Genomic DNA, 18,416 nt, shown 5'->3' with positions numbered 1-18,416 from the left:
GGCGTTGAAGGCCGGTCGAGATCGAGCGATACGTGCCAAGGATGAAATCTGATCACACTTTCCCGCGCTCACTTGTTAAACCGTCGCAGTTACGCTCAACGTAAGTGCTTGATCCAAAAAGGTGATTGGCCTGCCCAGAGGGATTCGAACCCCCGACCGTCGGCTTAGAAGGCCGATGCTCTATCCAACTGAGCTATGGGCAGATATGCAGATGTGCAGGCTGCCCAGACAACCCAAAAACGTGCGGCCTCCGGGTGCCTGGGAGGCCGCGATTCTAACAGATGGGATGTTGCGCCGCGCTAATGCTGGGGCGGGATTTCCTGCGGTAGCTCCCCGGGTGGCAGTTCGATTGGGGGCGTTTGGGGTTCGGGGTCGTGCACCGGGTCGTGGGCCGGTTCATCAGGCGGCGGCATCTCCGGCGGCGGGTGCGGGGGCTGTTCGGGCGGCTGCGGCGGCGTGATGTGGGCGCGCTTGGTCAGATCGGGCGAAGCGGGCATGGGCTGCCTCCATACATGGGTCGAATTCGGGTTTGCCCTGATCGAGCCCGCAAGCGTCGTTCCTGCGCATCATCCGAAAGGTCATATACCCAAAATGCGTACCCCCCAATTGGGGGGATTTTTGATACATTTCGTGGCGTCGGGTAGTGCCACACAACAATAACGTTTCATTCGAAATTCCGCGCAATGACGTGGAACGCCGTGCCTACGCACGCCAAACGGGCGTGACGAAGCCTTTTTGGTTCCGACCAGACGGGAAATCAGGGAGTCTTGTTTGGGCAGCCATGGAGCGATCCATGGGGCTGCTGCGTTTTGCCATGGCTGCAGGGGGGCCGGGCGATGCGCTAGCCATGGGGCAGGGAGGAAATCAGAATGAGCACACGTCATGCACGACGCCCGGCAGGGTCGTCTCGCACCACTTACATCCGCAGCGCCCAGAGCGGGCGCATCGGCGATCGTTCCAACGCCGGCGACCATCGTCTGCCGCCCAGCGGCGTGCCGCGCATGCTGCTGTGGCTGCTGGCCGCGACGGTCCTCTTCGCGGTGGCGAACTACACGCTGAAGCTGTTCGGCTGACGCAAGGCCGGGTCGCCGCTTTACAGCACCTTCCCCGGATTCATCAGGCCGCGCGGGTCCAGTGCCTGCTTGATCGCGCGCATCGCCGCCAGTTCAACGGGGCTCTTGTAGCGCGCGTTGTCTTCGCGCTTGAGCTGGCCGATGCCGTGTTCCGCCGAGATGGAGCCGCCGTGCGCATGAACGCTGTCGTGCACGATGCGGTTGATGCTGTCCTGGTTGGCCAGGAAAGCATCGTGCGCATGGCCTTCCGGCGGCGACACGTTGTAGTGCAGGTTGCCGTCGCCAAGGTGGCCGAACGTCACCATGCGGATGTCGGGGTAGGCTGCCGCCAGCGCGCGGTCGGTTACGTCAATGAAGTCGGCAATGCGCGAGATGGGCACGCCAATATCGTGCTTGATGTTCTTGCCTTCATCGGCCTGCGCCAGCGGAATGTGTTCGCGTAGGCTCCAGAAGTCGCGCGACTGGGCCACCGATTCGGCCACCGCCGCATCGTCGATCACGCCCCGCGCGAGCGCGTCTTCCATGAGCGATTCGAACAGCGTGCGCGCATGCTCTTCGCTTTCCAGATCGGACAATTCCAGCAGCACGTATTGCGGATATGCCTGCGTGAACGGCACGCGCAACTGCGGGTAATGCTTGCGCACCAGTTCCAGGCAAAACGCCGACATCAGCTCGAAGCCCGTCAGCAGCGTCCCTGCATGGCCTTGCGCCAGCGATAGAAACTCAAGCGCCTGACGCGGCGATTGCAGCGCCGCCAGCGCCGTTACTTTGGCGCGCGGCTGCGGAAACAGCTTCAGCATCGCGCCTGTGATGATGCCGAGCGTGCCTTCCGCGCCGATCAGCAGGTCACGCAGGTCGTAGCCGGTGTTGTCCTTGCGCAGGCCGCGCAGGCCGTTCCACAGTTCGCCGTTGGGCAGAACAGCTTCGATACCCAGACAAAGCTCACGCGCATTGCCGTAGCGCAGGACGGCGGTGCCGCCGGCGTTGGTGGCAAGGTTGCCGCCGATCGTGCAACTGCCTTCGGCTGCGAGGCTCAGGGGGAAGAGGCGCTCCGCATCGGCAGCGGCCTGCTGCACGTTGGCCAGGATGCAGCCGGCATCCACGGTGATGGTGTTGTTGATCGGATCGACGGCGCGCAGGCGCTGCATGCGCTGCAACGAGATCACCACCGCGCTGCCTTCCATGTCGGGCGTGGCGCCGCCGCACAAGCCGGTGTTGCCGCCTTGCGGAACCATCGGCACGCCATGTTCGCCGCACAGGCGCACGAGCGCAGCCACCTCGTCAGCGCTGGCGGGGCGCAATACTGCGCGTGCACGGCCCGAGAAACGCTTGCGCCAATCGGTGAGGTAAGGCGCCTGGTCTTCCGGTGCGGTCAGGACGTGCGTTGCACCGATGGCATCAACGCAGGCTTGCAAGAAGGCATCGTGAGTCATGGCGGGTCAGGTGCTCTGGCTGGCGCGGGCTTTGGCCGCACGCTTGAATGGACGCAGGTAGAAGATGGTCGCCGAGAAAAACACCACGCTGAGCACCACCTCGCCCCATGCGAGCGAGCGCGAGAGCCCAACGTCCGATGTTGCCCGCACGATGCCTTCGGTAAAGAACAGCAGGATGAACATCGACGCCCATTGCATCGTGTAGCGATTCCTGCGCAGCACGCCGGGCAGCGGCCACGCCAGCAGCAGCGCCTTGAGCGCCAGCCACGAGCCTCCCGGGCGCACGGGCGCGAGCCACAGTTCCCATGCGGCACACAGAATGATCAATGCGACGAGGCTGGCTGCACTGAGCAGCGCCAGCGCCCGCGATTCGGTGACGACGTTGTTGTCGGGAGTCATGCGGCGAGCTTGATAGCAGTCTGCGCCAGCCGCCGGCCCATGGCTGTGGCGAGCGTGCGTTCGTGTGCAGTCAGCGGTGCGGTATCGCCGCGGTGCGCCACGTGCGACGGCCCGTATGGCGTGCCGCCGGCGTCGGTCGAAAGCAGTTCGCTGTGCTGATATGGCAAGCCAAGGACGACCATGCCGTGGTGCAGCAACGGCAGCATCATCGAAAGCAGGGTGGTTTCCTGCCCGCCGTGCATGCTGCCCGTGGAGGTGAACACACATGCCGGCTTGCCGGCCAGAGCGCCCGCCAGCCATTGCGGCGTGGTGCCATCCAGGAAGTACTTGAGCGGTGCGGCCATGTTGCCAAAGCGCGTCGGCGAGCCCAGCGCCAGGCCCACGCATTGTTCAAGGTCGCGCACCTCCACGTAGGGCGGTCCACCGTCGGGCACGTCGGGCTGCGTGGCTTCGCAGACGGTGGAGACGGCCGGCACGGTGCGCACCCGCGCCTGGGCGCCGTCGACACTTTCAATGCCTTGCGCAATGGCTTCGGCCAATGCGCGTGTGCTGCCGTGACGGCTGTAGTACAAGACCAGGATATCTTTCATAACAAAGCGTGGAGAGCGTCGCGGTATTATAGTTGCGCCCCCCAACCCCGCGTCCCGCCTCATTTTTCATGCTTTTTGACACCCGTGCGCTTCGCAAATGGAATGCCGCCAAGCTGCGTGCGCTGGCGCGTTACGCCTTGCGCCGCGCCGGTGAAGACCGCCTGCCGCAAGTGGCCGGCAGCCTGACCTTCACGACGGTGCTGTCGCTAGTCCCGATCCTGACGGTGGCGTTTGCGCTGTTCACGGCATTCCCGATGTTCAAGAGCTTCCGGGCGGACATCGAAGGCTACATGTTCAGCAACCTCGTGCCGGGCAGCATCAGCCGGCCGATCCTGACGTATCTGAACCAGTTTTCCAGTAACGCCAAGGGGCTGACGGCCGCAGGCCTGATCGGCCTGGTGGTGACGTCGGTGATGACAATGCTCACCGTCGAAAACGCATTGAACGCGATCTGGCGCGTGCGTCATCGCCGGCCGCTGGCCCAGCGCGTTTTGGTGTTCTGGGCGCTGATGACGTTTGCGCCGGTGCTGATTGGCGCGAGCCTGTCGGTCAGTTCGTACCTCGTGTCGATCTCCGCGGGCTATGTGCACAAGCTGCCGTTTGGCCTGGGCGTTATCGTGAGCTTGATCCCGATTCTGCTCTCGGCGATTGCGTTTGCGATGCTGTACGTGTTCGTGCCGAATACCAACGTGGAGCGGCGCGATGCGTTCATTGCCGGGCTGATTGCTGCGGGCGCATTTGAAATCGCCAAGCGCGTCTTTGGCGCTTACGTCGCGCATATCCCGACTTACACGGCCGTCTATGGCGCGTTTGCCACGCTGCCGATCTTCCTGACGTGGATCTACGTGAGCTGGCTGGTGACCCTGCTTGGCGCGACCATCGCGTCGACGCTGCCGATCATCCGCCAGGGCTATTGGCAGCGGCGTACATTTCCGGGCAGCGAGTTCTTTGATGCGCTCGGTGTCCTGTTGCTGCTGTATCGCGCACGCGAACAGGCGCCGCGTACGGTGGCCGAACGCGATATCGGCCGGCGCCTGCAATTGGAAGCCGATTACCTCGTCGACCTGCTGACCAAGCTGAAGGCGCTGCACCTGATCGGCAAGCTGCAGCAGGATCGCGGTGAGGCTCACTGGGCGTTGCTGTGCGATGCGCACACGACCACGCTGCGGCCGCTTTATGAAAAGCTGGTGCTGAATTTGCCGCGCTTGCCGCGCACCGCGCTGGCTCGCCATCTGGGTGACACGCACGCGCTGGTTAGCCAGTTGCAGAATCCCTCGCTCGATGCCACGCTCGAGAGCATTTTCACGACTGGCGAGCGCGGCGTGGCGGCGGCCGTGCAGGCTGCTGCGGCACCGGTGCCGGCTTCTGCAATGCCCGCCGCTGCCAACGCCAGCGCCTGATGTTTCAGAACGGGATCTTGCCCGTCCAGATGTCGCGGTACATCACCCAGTCGCCCATCAGACTGTAGAAGGGGTGGCGGAAGGTGGCGGGCCGGTTCTTCTCGAACCCGAAGTGCCCCACCCACGCGAACGCGTAACCGCTCACGGCCGCCCCCAGCAACCACCACAGGTCGCCTGTGAAGACCAGCAGGAACAGGCATACCAACGCTACCGTCGAGCCGGCAAAGTGCAGGCGCCGGCAGGTGCGGTCCTGGTGCTCGCTCAGGTAGTACGGATAGAACTCGGCGAAGCTGCCGAAGCGGTGGGTCTCGGTGGTGGCCATGATGCGTCTCCAGGAGGCGACTTATGCGGCGACCGGGTCTCGTTCGCGCGCAAACGCAATCAGCGCGTCGAGTGTGCCGTCGGGGCATTCTCCCATGATCGCGTGCCCGCCCGGCAGGCCCACGACGCGGCTGCCGGCCAGTCCTGCCGCGACCTGACGGCCCGCTTTCGCTGGGGTCATCTGGTCTTTCTCTCCGACGATCACGAGTGACGGGCACTTCACGGCGGCCATGGCTTCGGCGCCGCGCGCATAGGCGTTGCAGGCGGCAAAGTCCGTGTGGAAGACGGGTGCGTCGGTACCGCGCGCGACACGCTCCATCAACCGCTGGCTGCCACCGTGCATCCAGAAGCCCGGGCCCGGCGATGACGGCTTGTTCGCCAGACTGGAATGCGACCAGGCATTCACCATGTCGATGGCGGCCGGTGTGTTGTTGAGTGCGGCGTCGAGCAGCGCATCCGATACCTTCATCGGCCAGGCCGTCGCGACCAGCGCGATGCGGCGAACGCGATTCGCGTACCTCGACGCGCACTCCAGTGCAATCAGCGAACCCATGCTGTGCCCGACCACAATCACCGGCTGCGTGACGCCCGCTGTGTGCACCAGCGCCATCACCCAATCGGCCATGGCTTCCACCGTCTGCAGCGGGGCGCCGGCGCTGCGGCCGTGCCCGGGCAAATCGACCGCCAGCACGCTGAAACCGTGGTGCGCAAACCAGCGCGTCTGCAGGCCCCAGACGGAGTGGTCATTCTGCGCGCCATGCACAAATACGACGCAGGGCAATTCGGCGTTGAACGGCTTGCCGCCGGTGTAGGCGTAGGCGCGCTCGCCCTGTACGGTCCATTCCATCAGCGGGCTCCGGTTGTGTTGGCGGCTTTGCCGGGCGCGGCGGACATCGCGCGCTCGGCGGCTTTCAGGCCGCGTTTGAGATCGTCGATCAGGTCGTCGGCGTCTTCCAGGCCGATGGAAAGGCGGATCGTGCCTTCGCTGATGCCGGCTGCAGCCAGCGCGTCGGCGTCCATACGGAAGTGCGTCGTCGATGCGGGGTGGATAACGAGCGAGCGTGCATCGCCCACGTTGGCAAGGTGCGAGAACAGGCCGAGCGATTCAATGAACTGCTGGCCGGCGCGCCGATCGCCGCGCAGATCAAAGCTGAACACCGCACCGCAGCCGCGCGGCAGCAGGCGCTTGGCCAAGGCGTGATCGGGGTGCGATTCCAGCTCCGGATAGGCGACCGACGCCACCATCGGGTGGCTTGCCAGGAAGGCGACGACGCGGCGGGCGTTGTCCACGTGCCGCGCCATGCGCAGCGGCAGGGTCTCGATGCCTTGCAGCAGTTGCCACGCAGCCATCGGGTTCATGCAGGCCCCAAAGTCGCGCAGGCCTTCGCGGCGCGCGCGCAGCAGGAAAGGCGCGACGGTGCTTTCCTCGGCAAACACCATGTCGTGGAAACCGGCGTACGGCTCGGTCAGCTCGGGGTGCTTGCCGGCGGCGAAGTAGTCGAACGTGCCGCCGTCGACCAGCACGCCGCCGATGGTTGTGCCGTGCCCGCCCAGGAATTTGGTCGCCGAGTGATAGACCAGATCTGCACCGTGCGCGAAGGGCTGCAGCAGCCAAGGCGTGGTGAAGGTCGAATCGACCAGCAGCGGCACGCCTGCGTCATGCGCAATCGATGCGATGGTCGGAATGTCCAGCACATCCAGCCCCGGGTTGCCGAGCGTCTCGCCAAACAGCAGCCGGGTGTTCGGGCGGAGGGCAGCCCGCCAGCCATCGATGTCGCCGGGCTTGACGAAGGTCGTCTCGATACCGAAGCGGCGCAGTGTGTAGTGCAGCAAGTTGTGCGAGCCGCCATACAGCGCCGAAGAGGCGACGATATGCGAGCCGGCACCCATCAGCGTAACGATGGCCAGATGCAGCGCCGCCTGCCCCGAAGCGGTGGCGATGGCGCCTACGCCGTTTTCCAGCGCCGCCATGCGCTCCTCGAACACGGCAACGGTCGGGTTGGAGATGCGCGAGTAGACGTGGCCCGCGCGTTCCATATTGAACAATGACGCCGCATGTTCGCTGTCGCGGAACACAAACGACGTGCTCAGGTGAATGGGCGTGGCGCGCGCGCCGGTGGCCGGGTCGGGCGCGGCGCCGGCATGCAGGGCCAGCGTGTCGAAGCGGGCTTTGGACATGGATTCAGGCACCCGGAAAGGGCGCGGGAACAGGTTTGGACCGGGCATGCTAGCACTGCTGCCTGTTGCAGCGCATTCCGGGCAAACGCCGAGCCGGCGCGGTTTCTGACAGGTTTTTTCTGCGCTGCATGCTTGTCGAAGCGATCCGGTTTGGGCTAGGATCGAAGCACAACCATAACCACAACCCGCGCGCGGTCGCTCCCCCGGCAGACCGGCACCCCGAACTCTGGGAGACGCAATATGAAAGTCAGCGACATCCTCCACGTGAAGGGCAACACGCTCTACACCGTGGCGCCTGAAACGAAGCTCCAGGTGGCCGTGCAGACGATGGCGGAAAAAGACATCGGCTCGCTCGTGGTCATGGAGTACGGTGAGCTGGTCGGCATGCTGACCTTCCGGGAAATCATCAAGGTCGTCGCCAAGAACCACGGTTCGGTGGGCGACGGCACCACCATCCGAAAGGTGATGGACGATCATCCCGTCACCTGCACGCCCGAAACCGAAGTCAACGAAGTGCGGCGCATCATGCTGGAGCACCATGTGCGCTACCTGCCGGTGCTGGACAGCCGCACGCTGATGGGCGTGATTTCCTTCTACGACGTGGCCAAGGCCGTGCTGGAAGACCAAAGTTTCGAAAACAAGATGCTCAAGGCGTACATTCGCGACTGGCCCGAAGAAAAGGCCAACGAAGACTGATCTGCGCGATCTCCTTACCGCACTCCTGAAACCCGCCCGCCGTTGCGAGCGGGTTTTTTGTTGAACCCCGAAACCGCCTGCCGATGAGCCAATCGAGCCAGTTTTCCCTGCTGAAGCAGCGTCGCTTTGCACCGTTCTTCTGGACCCAGTTTCTGGGCGCGATGAACGACAACGTCTTTAAGGTGGCGTTTTCGTCGTTGGTCACCTACCACGCTGCGTTGTTCGGCAATGCGGACCCGGCTTCAGCGGCATTCCTGATTTCTGCGATCTTCATCGCGCCGTTTGTGCTGCTGTCGGCCACCAGCGGGCAGATTGCCGACCGCATGGACAAGGCGCGGCTGATCCGTCTGGTGAAGACGTTGGAAATCGCCATCATGGCGATCGGCTGTGCGGGTTTCGCGCTGCGCCATGTTGAACTGCTGTACCTGTGCACGTTCTTGATGGGCGTGCACTCGACGCTGTTCGGGCCCGTGAAGTACGCCTATCTGCCGCAGCACCTGCAGTCGGCGGAGCTGGTCGGTGGTAACGGGCTGGTGGAAATGGGCACCTTCGTCGCCATCCTGATCGGCACCATTGGCGGCGGCGAACTGGCCAATTACACCCGCAACGGCGAGCTGATCGGCCCGCTGTTCACCGGTATTGCGTGCATTGTCATTGCCGTGGCCGGGTGGCTGACCGCGCGCGGTGTGCCCGTCTCGCCGGCGTCGCAGCCGGACCTGCGCATCAACTGGAACCCCATTTCCGAGACCTGGCGGAACTTGAAGCTGGCGAGCAATCAGCGCGCGGTCTTCCTGAGCCTGCTGGGTATCTCGTGGCTGTGGTTTGTGGGGGCGACGTTCCTGACGTCGTTCTTTGCCTTCGCGCGCAACGTGCTTGGCGGCGATCAGAATGTCGTGACGCTGCTGCTGGCCGTGTTTTCGGTCGGCATCGGCTTGGGCTCGGTGCTCTGCGAAAAGCTCTCGGGCCGCACGGTGGAGATCGGCCTGGTGCCGTTTGGCTCGATCGGCATGACGGTGTTTGCGGTCGACCTGTACTTTGCTTCGCATGTCGAGGCATTGGTCGCGCACGACGTGCTGACCGGTATCTCGGGCTTTCTGCAAAACCACCGCCATTGGCGCGTGCTGGCCGATCTGTTCCTGCTGGCGATGTTCGGCGGCTTCTACAGCGTGCCGTTGTATGCGTTGATCCAGAGCCGCTGCGAGCCGACGCACCGCGCGCGGATCATTGCCGCCAACAACATCCTGAACGCGCTGTTCATGATTGCTTCTGCCGTGCTGGCGATGGTGCTCACGCGTGCCGGGTTCACGATCCCGCAGCTGTTTCTGGTCACCGGCATCCTCAACGCCGTGGTGGCGATCTACATCTACACGCTGGTGCCGGAATTCCTGATCCGGTTCGTGATGTGGCTGTTGATCCATACCGTTTACCGCGTGAAGGTGGAGGGCTCGGAGCAGATTCCCGATGAAGGCCCATGCCTGCTGGTCTGCAACCACGTCAGCTTTGTCGATGCCGTGGTGGTGGGTGCGTTCGTGCGCCGCCCCGTGCGTTTTGTGATGGATCACCGCATCTTCAAGGTGCCGCTGCTCTCGTGGTTCTTCCGCACGGTCAAGGCGATTCCGATTGCGCCGATGCATGAAGACCCGGAGATGCTCAAGCGCGCCTACGACACGATTGCCGCCGCGCTGGCAGAAGGCGAGGTCGTCTGCATCTTCCCCGAAGGCAAGATCACTGCCACGGGCGAGATGAACCCGTTCAAGGACGGCATGCGCCGCATCATCGAACGCACGCCCGTACCGGTGGTGCCGATGGCGCTACGTGGCCTCTGGGGCAGCTTTTTCTCGCGCAAGGGCGGGGCGGCGATGTCGCGCCCGTTCCGTCGCGGCTTCCTCAACAAGCTGGAGCTGTGCATCGGCACGCCTGTGCCGGCGCACGCCGTGTCGCCGGAAACGATGCAGGCCGCCGTGCTGGCGCTGCGCGGCGAGCGGCTCTAGCGCGTGGCGGGCCTCCGGACTTCGATACACTGCCGGTCGGCCCGCAATCGGCCTTCATGCATTTTTCTGACCTCCAACTCTCCCGTTACCTGCCATGAAACACGTTTCCCCGCTGCTGTGTGCTTCGTTGCTTGCCCTGGCTGCCGTTAGCGCGCAAGCCGCATCGCCGGCTTCCGAGACGCTGCCCTCCGGTGTGATCGTCCAGACGCTGACCAAGGGCACCGGCCCGTCGCCCAAGGCCAGCGACACGGTCAAGGTGCACTACCGCGGCACACTGACTGACGGCAAGGAATTCGACAGCTCCTACAAGCGCGGCCAGCCGATTTCGTTTCCGCTCAATCGCGTGATTCCGTGCTGGACCGAAGGCGTGCAAAAGATGCAGGTGGGCGGCAAGGCCAAGCTGACCTGCCCGGCGGCCACCGCTTACGGCGAGCGCGGCGTTCCGGGCACCATTCCGCCCAATTCGACGCTGAACTTCGAGGTCGAGCTGCTGGGTATCGGCGGCTGACCAAGGGGCCGATAGATCGGCCTTACAATAGCGTTTTCCTGATGTTTCGCGCCCCGGCCGTCGCGGCGCTTTCCCGAGCACGATCATGTCTGGCAATACCCTGGGCCTGCTGTTTTCCGTCACCACCTTCGGCGAGTCGCATGGCCCGGCCATCGGCGCTGTCATCGACGGCTGCCCGCCCGGCATGACGCTGTCGGCAGAAGACATTCAGCCCGATCTGGACCGCCGCAAGCCCGGCACCTCGCGCCACGTTACGCAGCGCAAGGAAGAAGACCTCGTCGAGATCCTCTCCGGCGTGTACGAAGGCAAGACGACGGGCACCCCGATCTGCCTGCTGATCCGCAATACCGACCAGCGCAGCAAGGATTACAGCAACATCGCCGAGACCTTCCGTCCGGGCCACGCCGATTACACCTACTGGCACAAATACGGCATCCGCGATCCGCGCGGCGGCGGCCGTTCTTCCGCACGCTTGACGGCACCGACGGTGGCCGCGGGTGCCGTCGCCAAGAAGTGGCTGCGTGAGAAGTTCGGCGTTGAAATCCACGGCTTCATGTCGCAGCTCGGCGATATCCACATTCCGTTCATGGACTGGAACGAGGTGCCGAACAACCCGTTCTTCGCACCCAATGCCGAGATCGTTCCCGAGCTGGAAACCTACATGGATGCACTGCGCAAGGACGGCGATTCCGTCGGCGCGCGCATTGAAGTGGTGGCCACGGGCGTGCCCGTCGGTTGGGGGGAGCCGCTGTTCGACCGCCTGGACGCCGACATCGCCCACGCCATGATGGGACTGAATGCGGTGAAGGGCGTTGAGATCGGCGCGGGCTTCCACGCGGTGAGCCAGCGCGGCTCCGAGCATGGCGACGAACTGACGCCGGAGGGCTTCGTCGGCAACAACGCGGGCGGCATCCTGGGCGGGATTTCGACGGGGCAGGACATCTCCGTGTCGCTGGCGATCAAGCCGACGTCGAGCATTCGTACGCCGCGCCGTTCGATCGACAAGGCGGGTGATCCGGCGGTGGTAGAAACGTTCGGACGCCATGACCCGTGCGTCGGCATCCGTGCCACGCCGATCGCCGAGGCGCTGCTGGCACTCGTGCTGATTGACCATGCGCTGCGCCATCGTGCGCAATGCGGCGACGTGTCGGTCGAGACGCCGGCGATTTCGGCAAAAGCCCCCTGAATCGATTCGCTCAGGCAACAAAAAAGACGGCTTCAAGCCGTCTTTTTTGTTGGGCGGTCGCCCGCTGCTTACATGCCGACGTAGTTCGGTCCGCCACCGCCTTCCGGCGTGACCCACACGATGTTCTGCGTCGGGTCCTTGATGTCGCAAGTCTTGCAGTGCACGCAGTTCTGCGCGTTGATCTGCAGGCGCTCGGTGCCTTCGTCGTTCTTGACGAATTCGTACACGCCTGCGGGGCAGTAGCGCTGCTCGGGGCCGGCAAACTGGGCCAGATTGATGCGCGTCGGAACGGTCGGATCTTTCAGCGTCAGGTGCGCCGGCTGATTCTCTTCGTGGTTCGTGTTCGAAATGAACACCGACGACAGGCGGTCGAACGTGATCTTGCCGTCCGGCTTCGGATACTCGATCTTCGGGCATTCCGATGCCGGCTTGAGCGACTGGTTATCCGACTTCGTGCCGTGCAGCGTCCAGGGCGGATTGCTGACGCCAATCTTGGGCAGCAGCCACTGTTCGATGCCGGTCATGATCTTGCCCAGCGTCGGGCTCTTCTTGAACCACAGCTTGAAGTTGCGCGACTGGTCCAGCTCGTCCTTCAGCCAGCTCTGTTCGAAGGCGGCGGGGTAGGCGGACAGCTCGTCAGCGGAACGGCCCGCCGTCACGGCTTCGAACACGGCTTCGCCGCACATCATGCCGCTCTTGATGGCCGCGTGGCTGCCCTTGATGCGCGCCGCGTTCAAGTAGCCAGCATCGCAACCGACCAGTGCACCACCCGGGAACACCGTTTTCGGCAGCGCTTGCGGCGTGCCGTTGTTGATGGCGCGCGCGCCGTAGCCGATGCGCTTGCCGCCTTCGATGTGCGCGCGGATGGCCGGGTGAGCCTTCCAGCGCTGCATCTCTTCGAAGGGGCTCATCCACGGGTTCTTGTAGTCCAGCCCGATCACGAAGCCGAGCGTGACCTTGTTGTCTTCCAGGTGATACAGGAAGCCGCCGCCGAAGGTGTCGTCTTCCATCGGCCAGCCAGCGGTGTGCACCACGAGGCCTGGCTTGGCCTTGGCCGGGTCGATTTCCCAGAGTTCCTTGATGCCGATGGCGAAGGTCTGCGGGTCTTTGCCGGCGTTGAGCTTGAATTTCTCCAGCAATTGGCGGCCCAGATGGCCGCGCGCGCCTTCCGCGAAGATGGTGTACTTGCCGAGGAGCTCCATGCCGAGTTGGAAGTTCTCGGTGGGCTCGCCGTCCTTGCCGATACCCATGTTGCCGGTGGCAACGCCGCGCACGGCGCCCTTGTCGTCATACAGCACTTCGGCTGCGGCAAAGCCCGGGAAAATTTCCACGCCCAGCGCCTCGGCCTGCGTGGCCATCCACTTCACCACGTTCGACAGCGAGACCACGTAGCAGCCGTCATTGTGGAAATTGCGCGGCACGAGCCAGTCGGGCGTCCGCTTGGAGCCGGTCTCGCTCAGGAAAAGCACGTCGTCGCCGGTGACCGCCTGGTTGAGCGGGGCGCCGTCGGCTTTCCAGTTGGGAAGGAGTTCGTTGATGGCGCGTGGGTCCATCACCGCGCCCGAAAGGATGTGCGCACCCGGCTCGGAACCCTTTTCCAGCACGACGACGGACACGTCCTTGCCCGTCTCGGCAGCCAGTTGCTTGATGCGAATCGCTGTCGCCAGGCCGGCGGGGCCGCCGCCGACGATCACGACGTCATACTCCATGGACTCTCGCGGGCCGTATTGTTCGAGGAGCTGCTGCTGGTTCATAAGTGTCTCTTCGCTGCTTTGGGGACAGTTAGGGGCGTTTGCTTATTGGTATGACGGATTGCTGCATTAGAATTTTCCGCATTGTCCGGGACGCGCCCGGATGCGGCAAGGGAAATTTCTGAACGATCGTTCGATTTTTTGCTAAGCTGCGCTCAAATCACATGCCGGTGTTGCCTCCGAGCGGCACCGGTGCATGCCAAACCAACACACGGGGATCACGCATCATGGGTTTGTCGATCAATCTGGAAGGCAAGGTCGCGCTGATCACGGGCGCGTCGAGCGGCCTGGGCGCCCGTTTCGCCCACACGCTGGCGGCCGCCGGCGCGAAGGTCGTGCTGGCCTCGCGCCGTGTCGAGCGTCTGAAGGAACTGCGCGCCGACATCGAATCGAAGGGCGGCAGCGCCCACGTCGTCCGGCTGGATGTGACCGACCCGGACAGCATCCGGTCGGCCATCGCCCACGCTGAAACCGAAGCGGGCACCATCGACATTCTGGTCAACAATTCGGGAGTCTCGACTACGCAGCGCATGGTGGACGTGACACCGGACGACTTCGATTTCGTGTTCGATACCAACACGCGTGGCGCCTTCTTCGTTGCGCAGGAAACCGCCAAGCGCATGATTGCGCGGGCCAAGGGCGCGGAGAAGAACGGCTCGCCGCTGCCGCAATCGCGCATCATCAACATCGCGTCGGTGGCGGGGCTGAAGGTGCTGTCGCAGATTGGCGTGTATTGCATGAGCAAGGCGGCCGTGGTGCACATGACCAAGGCCATGGCGCTGGAGTGGGGCCGTTACGGCATCAATACGAACGCGATCTGCCCGGGCTATATCGATACCGAAATCAATCATCATCACTGGGAAACCGAACCCGGTCAGAAGCTTGTGCAGATGCTGCCGCGCAAGCGTGTCGGCAAGCCGGAAGACCTCGATGGGCTGATTCTGCTGCTGGCGTCGGATCAGTCCGACTTCATCAACGGTGCCGTCATCAACGCCGACGACGGCATGGTGTAAGGCGCCGCTGGCTTAGTGCCCCATCAGCCGCTGAACAAGTTCGAGCGAGGTGTTGGCGGCGTACTTCTTCATCAGCCGCGCGCGGTAGATTTCGACCGTGCGCGGGCTGATCTCCAGCTGCTTGCCGATCTGCTTGCTCGTCTTGCCCTCGACCAACTGGGCGGCGATGTCGCGTTCGCGCGGTGTGAGCGCTGCCGTGACCGGGCGATGCGCTGACAGGTCTTCGAACGTCCAGATCCCTTCGCCGAGCGGTTTCGCGCGATCCAGTGCCCGGCCCGTGACGTGGCACCAGAACAGTTCGCCGTTGGCGCGCTTCATGATGCGTTCGTCGGAGTAGCTGCCGCGTGCGTTCATGACGGGAATGATGCGTGCGCCGGTGCGCTCGTATTCATCGTGCGTCGGATAGAGCAGTTCAAACGACTGACCGATCATGGTGGTGCGCGCGTGGCCGAAGATGCGAGCGGCTTCGTCGTTGACGTCGAGCATCACCCGCTCGCGGGACATCACCATGCCGACAGGGGCAAGCTGGAATGCAGTCTGATAGTCGAGGGCGGGCATATGTATTCGTACGTATTGCTGCGTCGCGCGACGCTTGCGTATTCTCGGCAGATTGTATCGTTACTATTTTCCGGCGCTGCATCGCACAAACCCCAACTGTGTGATCGGTCAAAACCCTGCCGGATTTGTTGGACCACCAAGGAAGGAGCACGCATGAACAAAATCTTCGCCAGCGCCAGCGAGGCGCTTGCGGGCGTCGTCAAGGACGGCCAGACCATCGCCGTGGGCGGCTTCGGCCTGTGCGGCATTCCGGAAGCGCTGATTGCCGCGCTGCGCGATTCGGGCGTCAAGAATCTCACCTGCATTTCCAACAACGCCGGCGTCGACGGTTTCGGCCTGGGCCTGCTGCTGGAAACGCGCCAGATCAAAAAGATGATTTCGTCCTACGTGGGCGAAAACAAGGAGTTCGAGCGCCAGTATCTGGCCGGTGAACTCGAGTTGGAATTCACCCCGCAAGGCACGCTGGCCGAAAAGCTGCGCGCAGGCGGCGCCGGCATCCCGGCGTTCTTCACCAAGACGGGCGTCGGCACGCTGGTCGCCGAAGGCAAGGAGCTGCGCGAGTTTGACGGCGAGACGTACGTCATGGAGCGCTCGCTGGTGCCCGATGTGGCGCTGGTGAAGGCGCAGGTGGCCGACAAGTCCGGCAACCTGCGTTTCAACCTGACCGCGCGCAACTTCAACCCGGCTGCGGCCACCGCCGGCAAGATCTGCATTGTCGAGGTCGAAGAGATCGTTGAAGTGGGCGAGCTTGCGCCGGACGACATCCATCTGCCCGGCATCTATGTGCACCGCATCGTGCTGAATGCCACGCCCGAGAAGCGCATCGAAAAGCGCACCATCCGAGCAGCCAACTAAGGAGACCGACATGGCCTGGACACAAGACCAAATGGCGGCGCGCGCTGCCCAGGAGTTGCAAGACGGTTTCTACGTCAACCTCGGCATCGGCATCCCGACGCTGGTTGCCAACCATACCGGCGACAAGGAAGTCTGGCTGCAAAGCGAAAACGGCATGCTCGGTATCGGCCCGTTCCCCACGGAAGACGAAGTCGACGCCGACCTGATCAACGCAGGCAAGCAGACCGTGACAACGCTGCCCGGCAGCGCCATCTTCGGCAGCGACCAGAGCTTTGCGATGATTCGCGGCGGCAAGATCAACCTGTCGATTTTGGGTGCGATGCAGGTAAGCGAGACGGGCGACCTCGCCAACTGGATGATCCCCGGCAAGATGGTCAAGGGCATGGGCGGCGCGATGGACCTCGTGGCCGGCGTCAAGCGCGTGATCGTGCTGATGGAGCACACCGCAAAAAAGAAGGACGGCACCGAAGACCTGAAGATCCTGCCCAAGTGCACATTGCCGCTGACGGGCGTGGGTGTGGTGGATCGCATCATTACGGACCTCGGCGTGATCGACGTGACCGAGCAGGGCCTGAAGCTGATTGAAACGGCGCCGGGCGTTTCCCGCGAAGAGGTTCAGGCCAAGACTGGCGTCAACCTGCTGTAATCGTCGACATCCGGAGACACGCATGCTGCAAGGAAAAACCGCCCTCGTCACGGGCTCGACCAGCGGGATCGGTCTGGGTATTGCCTGCTCGCTGGCCGCGCAGGGCGCCAACATCATCATGAACGGCTTTGGCGACGTGGAAGCGCCCAAGGCGCAGATCGCGGCCGCTGGCAAGAATGCCATCCGCATCGGATACCACGGCGCCGACATGAGCAAGCCGGCCGAGATCGAAGCGATGTTCGCCTATGCCGATGCAGAATTCGGCGGCGTGGACATCCTCGTCAACAACGCCGGCATCCAGTACGTAGCCAACGTGGAGGATTTCCCGACCGAGCGCTGGGACGCCATCATCGCCATCAACCTCACCTCGGCTTTCCACACGACGCGGCTTGCCGTGCCGGGCATGAAGCGCAAGAACTGGGGCCGCATCATCAACATCGCTTCCGCGCATGGATTGGTGGCATCGGCGCAGAAGTCGGCTTACGTGGCGGCCAAGCACGGTATCGTCGGGTTCACCAAATCGGTGGCGCTGGAGACGGCGCAGACGGGCGTCACGTCCAACGCGATCTGCCCGGGCTGGGTACTGACGCCGCTGGTGCAGAAGCAGATCGATGCGCGTGCCGAGAAGGACGGCCTGTCCGCGCTCGAAGCCAAGAAGGATCTGCTGATGGAAAAGCAGCCCTCGGGCGAGTTCGTCACGCCCGACCAGCTGGGGGCGCTGGCGGTGTTCCTGTGCAGCGATGCGGCTGAGCAGGTGCGTGGCGTGGCCTGGAACATGGATGGTGGCTGGGTCGCGCAGTAAGCTGAGTTGCCTTTCGGAAAAGCCTCGCTCCGGCGAGGCTTTTTTGTTTTGGACCGCCGCGGATGTCTGCTGCGCCGCCGCATGCCTGCGGGGCCGCGTACAATCAGGCTTCGCTGTCTCCGTCATTCACGTGTAGGAGTTGTTCATGCCAGTTTCGCCGCGCCTTGCCTTCGTGCAGTGCCTGAGTCCGTCCGGCTTGCATCGGATGGCGTATCACGAGTGGGGCGACTCGCAGAATCCGCGCGTGCTCGTTTGCGTGCATGGCCTCTCGCGCACCGGGCGTGATTTCGACGTGCTGGCGCAGGCGCTCTGCAACGACTATCGCGTCATCTGCCCCGATGTGGTGGGCCGCGGGCGCTCCGATTGGCTGGCCGATCCAAAGGGCTATGTGCTGCCGCAGTACGCGTCCGACATGGTGACGTTGCTCGCGCGCCTGAACGCCGAGTCCGTCGACTGGTTCGGTACCTCGATGGGTGGCCTGATCGGCATTGGCCTGGCAGGCTTGCCGAAATCGCCGATCCGCAAGCTGCTGCTCAACGATGTGGGCCCGCGCGTGACGGAATCGTCGTTGACGCGCATCGGCGCCTACCTCGGGCTGAGCGTCCGCTTCAAGACGTTCGATGAAGGGCTGGCGTACCTCAAGACGATCAGTGCTTCATTCGGCCCGCACACGCCGGAGCAATGGCGTGAGTTGAATACGGCGATCCTGAAGCCGCAGGGCGGCGAGTGGATCCTGCATTACGATCCGCGCCTGGCGGAGCCCTTCAAGAACACCACGCCCGAAATGATCGCTGCCGGCGAGGCGACGCTCTGGAAACTGTTCGAGGCGATTCCCGGCGAAGTGCTGGTGGTGCGCGGCGCGCATTCCGATTTGCTGACGCGCGAGACCGTCGAAGCCATGATGCAGCGCGGCCAACATGTGAACACGGTGGAAATTCCCGATGTGGGCCACGCGCCGACCTTCATCCAGCCGGATCAGGTGGCGATTGCCCGCAAGTTCTTCCTCGGTCAATGAC

19 protein-coding genes and 1 tRNA gene are annotated in these 18,416 nt (G+C 63.7%); 11 read left to right on the top strand and 9 right to left on the bottom strand.

Annotated features, from left to right (window positions below; genetic code table 11):
* Positions 1 to 126: 126 nt before the first annotated feature.
* Positions 127 to 203 (bottom strand) — tRNA-Arg (locus R2669_RS06270).
* A 666-nt stretch (positions 204 to 869) separates the two neighbouring features.
* Here R2669_RS06270 and R2669_RS06265 point away from each other — a divergent pair.
* Positions 870 to 1,073: a hypothetical protein gene (locus tag R2669_RS06265; protein WP_316889388.1), complete on the top strand. Its 204-nt coding sequence runs from the start codon at positions 870 to 872 to the stop codon at positions 1,071 to 1,073.
* Between the two features lie 20 nt (positions 1,074 to 1,093).
* On the opposite strand, the gene R2669_RS06260 is transcribed toward R2669_RS06265, so the two are convergent.
* The 3 genes from R2669_RS06260 to wrbA are packed head-to-tail and all read right to left on the bottom strand — an operon-like array spanning position 1,094 to position 3,495.
* Positions 1,094 to 2,506: an FAD-binding oxidoreductase gene (locus tag R2669_RS06260; RefSeq protein ID WP_316899262.1), complete on the bottom strand. Its 1,413-nt coding sequence runs from the start codon at positions 2,504 to 2,506 to the stop codon at positions 1,094 to 1,096.
* A gap of 6 nt (positions 2,507 to 2,512) precedes the next feature.
* A complete protein-coding gene (locus R2669_RS06255) occupies positions 2,513 to 2,905 on the bottom strand; it encodes a DUF2069 domain-containing protein (protein WP_102067377.1) in 393 nt (130 codons plus the stop codon).
* Positions 2,902 to 3,495 (bottom strand): NAD(P)H:quinone oxidoreductase, encoded by a 594-nt coding sequence (gene wrbA, locus R2669_RS06250; protein ID WP_102067376.1) that lies wholly within the window; start codon positions 3,493 to 3,495, stop codon positions 2,902 to 2,904. Before wrbA ends, R2669_RS06255 begins: the two co-directional genes overlap by 4 nt.
* Before the next feature lie 68 nt (positions 3,496 to 3,563).
* Here wrbA and R2669_RS06245 point away from each other — a divergent pair, with 68 nt between their 5' ends.
* Positions 3,564 to 4,895: a YihY family inner membrane protein gene (locus R2669_RS06245; protein ID WP_147214512.1), complete on the top strand. Its 1,332-nt coding sequence runs from the start codon at positions 3,564 to 3,566 to the stop codon at positions 4,893 to 4,895.
* Between the two features lie 4 nt (positions 4,896 to 4,899).
* Here R2669_RS06245 and R2669_RS06240 read toward each other — a convergent pair whose 3' ends face one another.
* Genes R2669_RS06240 through R2669_RS06230 form a run of 3 tightly spaced genes read right to left on the bottom strand, consistent with a single transcriptional unit; the run spans position 4,900 to position 7,394 of the window.
* Entirely contained in the window at positions 4,900 to 5,217 is a 318-nt protein-coding gene (locus R2669_RS06240) for an Mpo1-like protein (RefSeq protein ID WP_206273778.1), read from the bottom strand.
* Between the two features lie 21 nt (positions 5,218 to 5,238).
* The gene (locus R2669_RS06235; RefSeq protein ID WP_316899261.1) at positions 5,239 to 6,063 is read right to left on the bottom strand and encodes an alpha/beta fold hydrolase; all 825 of its coding nucleotides are present in this window, start codon (positions 6,061 to 6,063) and stop codon (positions 5,239 to 5,241) included.
* The gene (locus R2669_RS06230; protein WP_316899258.1) at positions 6,063 to 7,394 is read right to left on the bottom strand and encodes an O-acetylhomoserine aminocarboxypropyltransferase; all 1,332 of its coding nucleotides are present in this window, start codon (positions 7,392 to 7,394) and stop codon (positions 6,063 to 6,065) included. Before R2669_RS06230 ends, R2669_RS06235 begins: the two co-directional genes overlap by 1 nt.
* Positions 7,395 to 7,634: 240 nt before the next feature.
* Here R2669_RS06230 and R2669_RS06225 point away from each other — a divergent pair, with 240 nt between their 5' ends.
* The 4 genes from R2669_RS06225 (at position 7,635) to aroC (ending at position 11,775) form a co-directional block, all read left to right on the top strand.
* Positions 7,635 to 8,090 (top strand): CBS domain-containing protein, encoded by a 456-nt coding sequence (locus R2669_RS06225; protein WP_009240853.1) that lies wholly within the window; start codon positions 7,635 to 7,637, stop codon positions 8,088 to 8,090.
* 83 nt (positions 8,091 to 8,173) lie between these two features.
* Positions 8,174 to 10,081 carry an MFS transporter gene (locus tag R2669_RS06220; RefSeq protein ID WP_147214516.1) on the top strand — a complete coding sequence of 636 codons (1,908 nt, stop codon included), beginning with the start codon at positions 8,174 to 8,176 and terminating at the stop codon, positions 10,079 to 10,081.
* Between the two features lie 94 nt (positions 10,082 to 10,175).
* Entirely contained in the window at positions 10,176 to 10,589 is a 414-nt protein-coding gene (locus tag R2669_RS06215; RefSeq protein WP_027681217.1) for an FKBP-type peptidyl-prolyl cis-trans isomerase, read from the top strand.
* A gap of 85 nt (positions 10,590 to 10,674) precedes the next feature.
* Complete coding sequence (gene aroC / locus R2669_RS06210; protein ID WP_147214517.1) at positions 10,675 to 11,775, top strand: chorismate synthase; 1,101 nt, start codon at positions 10,675 to 10,677, stop codon at positions 11,773 to 11,775.
* Positions 11,776 to 11,843: 68 nt separating this feature from the next.
* Here the strand turns inward: aroC and R2669_RS06205 are convergent, their stop codons facing one another.
* Positions 11,844 to 13,529: an electron transfer flavoprotein-ubiquinone oxidoreductase gene (locus tag R2669_RS06205; protein WP_316889376.1), complete on the bottom strand. Its 1,686-nt coding sequence runs from the start codon at positions 13,527 to 13,529 to the stop codon at positions 11,844 to 11,846.
* A gap of 224 nt (positions 13,530 to 13,753) precedes the next feature.
* Between R2669_RS06205 and R2669_RS06200 the strand changes: the two genes are divergently transcribed.
* A complete protein-coding gene (locus tag R2669_RS06200; protein WP_124382221.1) occupies positions 13,754 to 14,539 on the top strand; it encodes an SDR family oxidoreductase in 786 nt (261 codons plus the stop codon).
* A gap of 12 nt (positions 14,540 to 14,551) precedes the next feature.
* On the opposite strand, the gene R2669_RS06195 is transcribed toward R2669_RS06200, so the two are convergent.
* Positions 14,552 to 15,097: a LuxR C-terminal-related transcriptional regulator gene (locus R2669_RS06195; protein ID WP_004636022.1), complete on the bottom strand. Its 546-nt coding sequence runs from the start codon at positions 15,095 to 15,097 to the stop codon at positions 14,552 to 14,554.
* Between the two features lie 153 nt (positions 15,098 to 15,250).
* Here R2669_RS06195 and R2669_RS06190 point away from each other — a divergent pair, with 153 nt between their 5' ends.
* The 4 genes from R2669_RS06190 (at position 15,251) to R2669_RS06175 (ending at position 18,415) form a co-directional block, all read left to right on the top strand.
* The gene (locus tag R2669_RS06190) at positions 15,251 to 15,952 is read left to right on the top strand and encodes a CoA transferase subunit A (protein WP_009240847.1); all 702 of its coding nucleotides are present in this window, start codon (positions 15,251 to 15,253) and stop codon (positions 15,950 to 15,952) included.
* A gap of 10 nt (positions 15,953 to 15,962) precedes the next feature.
* Complete coding sequence (locus R2669_RS06185) at positions 15,963 to 16,598, top strand: CoA transferase subunit B (protein ID WP_147214519.1); 636 nt, start codon at positions 15,963 to 15,965, stop codon at positions 16,596 to 16,598.
* Between the two features lie 22 nt (positions 16,599 to 16,620).
* Positions 16,621 to 17,400, top strand: coding sequence for a 3-hydroxybutyrate dehydrogenase (locus R2669_RS06180; RefSeq protein ID WP_316889373.1), 780 nt, complete (start codon positions 16,621 to 16,623; stop codon positions 17,398 to 17,400).
* Between the two features lie 145 nt (positions 17,401 to 17,545).
* Complete coding sequence (locus tag R2669_RS06175) at positions 17,546 to 18,415, top strand: alpha/beta fold hydrolase (RefSeq protein ID WP_316889371.1); 870 nt, start codon at positions 17,546 to 17,548, stop codon at positions 18,413 to 18,415.
* Position 18,416: the final 1 nt, after the last annotated feature.

It is taken from the genome of Ralstonia edaphi (assembly GCF_958350185.1).
Classification (GTDB): Bacteria; Pseudomonadota; Gammaproteobacteria; order Burkholderiales; family Burkholderiaceae; genus Ralstonia; species Ralstonia edaphi.
The sequence above is the reverse complement of the archived record's forward strand: the minus strand, read 5'-3'. Positions and strand labels throughout refer to the sequence as shown.

What these genes read in the sequence shown, in the direction of transcription:
- R2669_RS06265 (WP_316889388.1), top strand. Translation starts at nt 870, where the DNA reads ATGAGCACACGTCATGCACGACGCCCGGCAGGGTCGTCTCGCACCACT.
- R2669_RS06260 (WP_316899262.1), bottom strand. Translation starts at nt 2,506, where the DNA reads ATGACTCACGATGCCTTCTTGCAAGCCTGCGTTGATGCCATCGGTGCA.
- R2669_RS06255 (WP_102067377.1), bottom strand. Translation starts at nt 2,905, where the DNA reads ATGACTCCCGACAACAACGTCGTCACCGAATCGCGGGCGCTGGCGCTG.
- wrbA (WP_102067376.1), bottom strand. Translation starts at nt 3,495, where the DNA reads ATGAAAGATATCCTGGTCTTGTACTACAGCCGTCACGGCAGCACACGC.
- R2669_RS06245 (WP_147214512.1), top strand. Translation starts at nt 3,564, where the DNA reads ATGCTTTTTGACACCCGTGCGCTTCGCAAATGGAATGCCGCCAAGCTG.
- R2669_RS06240 (WP_206273778.1), bottom strand. Translation starts at nt 5,217, where the DNA reads ATGGCCACCACCGAGACCCACCGCTTCGGCAGCTTCGCCGAGTTCTAT.
- R2669_RS06235 (WP_316899261.1), bottom strand. Translation starts at nt 6,063, where the DNA reads ATGGAATGGACCGTACAGGGCGAGCGCGCCTACGCCTACACCGGCGGC.
- R2669_RS06230 (WP_316899258.1), bottom strand. Translation starts at nt 7,394, where the DNA reads ATGTCCAAAGCCCGCTTCGACACGCTGGCCCTGCATGCCGGCGCCGCG.
- R2669_RS06225 (WP_009240853.1), top strand. Translation starts at nt 7,635, where the DNA reads ATGAAAGTCAGCGACATCCTCCACGTGAAGGGCAACACGCTCTACACC.
- R2669_RS06220 (WP_147214516.1), top strand. Translation starts at nt 8,174, where the DNA reads ATGAGCCAATCGAGCCAGTTTTCCCTGCTGAAGCAGCGTCGCTTTGCA.
- R2669_RS06215 (WP_027681217.1), top strand. Translation starts at nt 10,176, where the DNA reads ATGAAACACGTTTCCCCGCTGCTGTGTGCTTCGTTGCTTGCCCTGGCT.
- aroC (WP_147214517.1), top strand. Translation starts at nt 10,675, where the DNA reads ATGTCTGGCAATACCCTGGGCCTGCTGTTTTCCGTCACCACCTTCGGC.
- R2669_RS06205 (WP_316889376.1), bottom strand. Translation starts at nt 13,529, where the DNA reads ATGAACCAGCAGCAGCTCCTCGAACAATACGGCCCGCGAGAGTCCATG.
- R2669_RS06200 (WP_124382221.1), top strand. Translation starts at nt 13,754, where the DNA reads ATGGGTTTGTCGATCAATCTGGAAGGCAAGGTCGCGCTGATCACGGGC.
- R2669_RS06195 (WP_004636022.1), bottom strand. Translation starts at nt 15,097, where the DNA reads ATGCCCGCCCTCGACTATCAGACTGCATTCCAGCTTGCCCCTGTCGGC.
- R2669_RS06190 (WP_009240847.1), top strand. Translation starts at nt 15,251, where the DNA reads ATGAACAAAATCTTCGCCAGCGCCAGCGAGGCGCTTGCGGGCGTCGTC.
- R2669_RS06185 (WP_147214519.1), top strand. Translation starts at nt 15,963, where the DNA reads ATGGCCTGGACACAAGACCAAATGGCGGCGCGCGCTGCCCAGGAGTTG.
- R2669_RS06180 (WP_316889373.1), top strand. Translation starts at nt 16,621, where the DNA reads ATGCTGCAAGGAAAAACCGCCCTCGTCACGGGCTCGACCAGCGGGATC.
- R2669_RS06175 (WP_316889371.1), top strand. Translation starts at nt 17,546, where the DNA reads ATGCCAGTTTCGCCGCGCCTTGCCTTCGTGCAGTGCCTGAGTCCGTCC.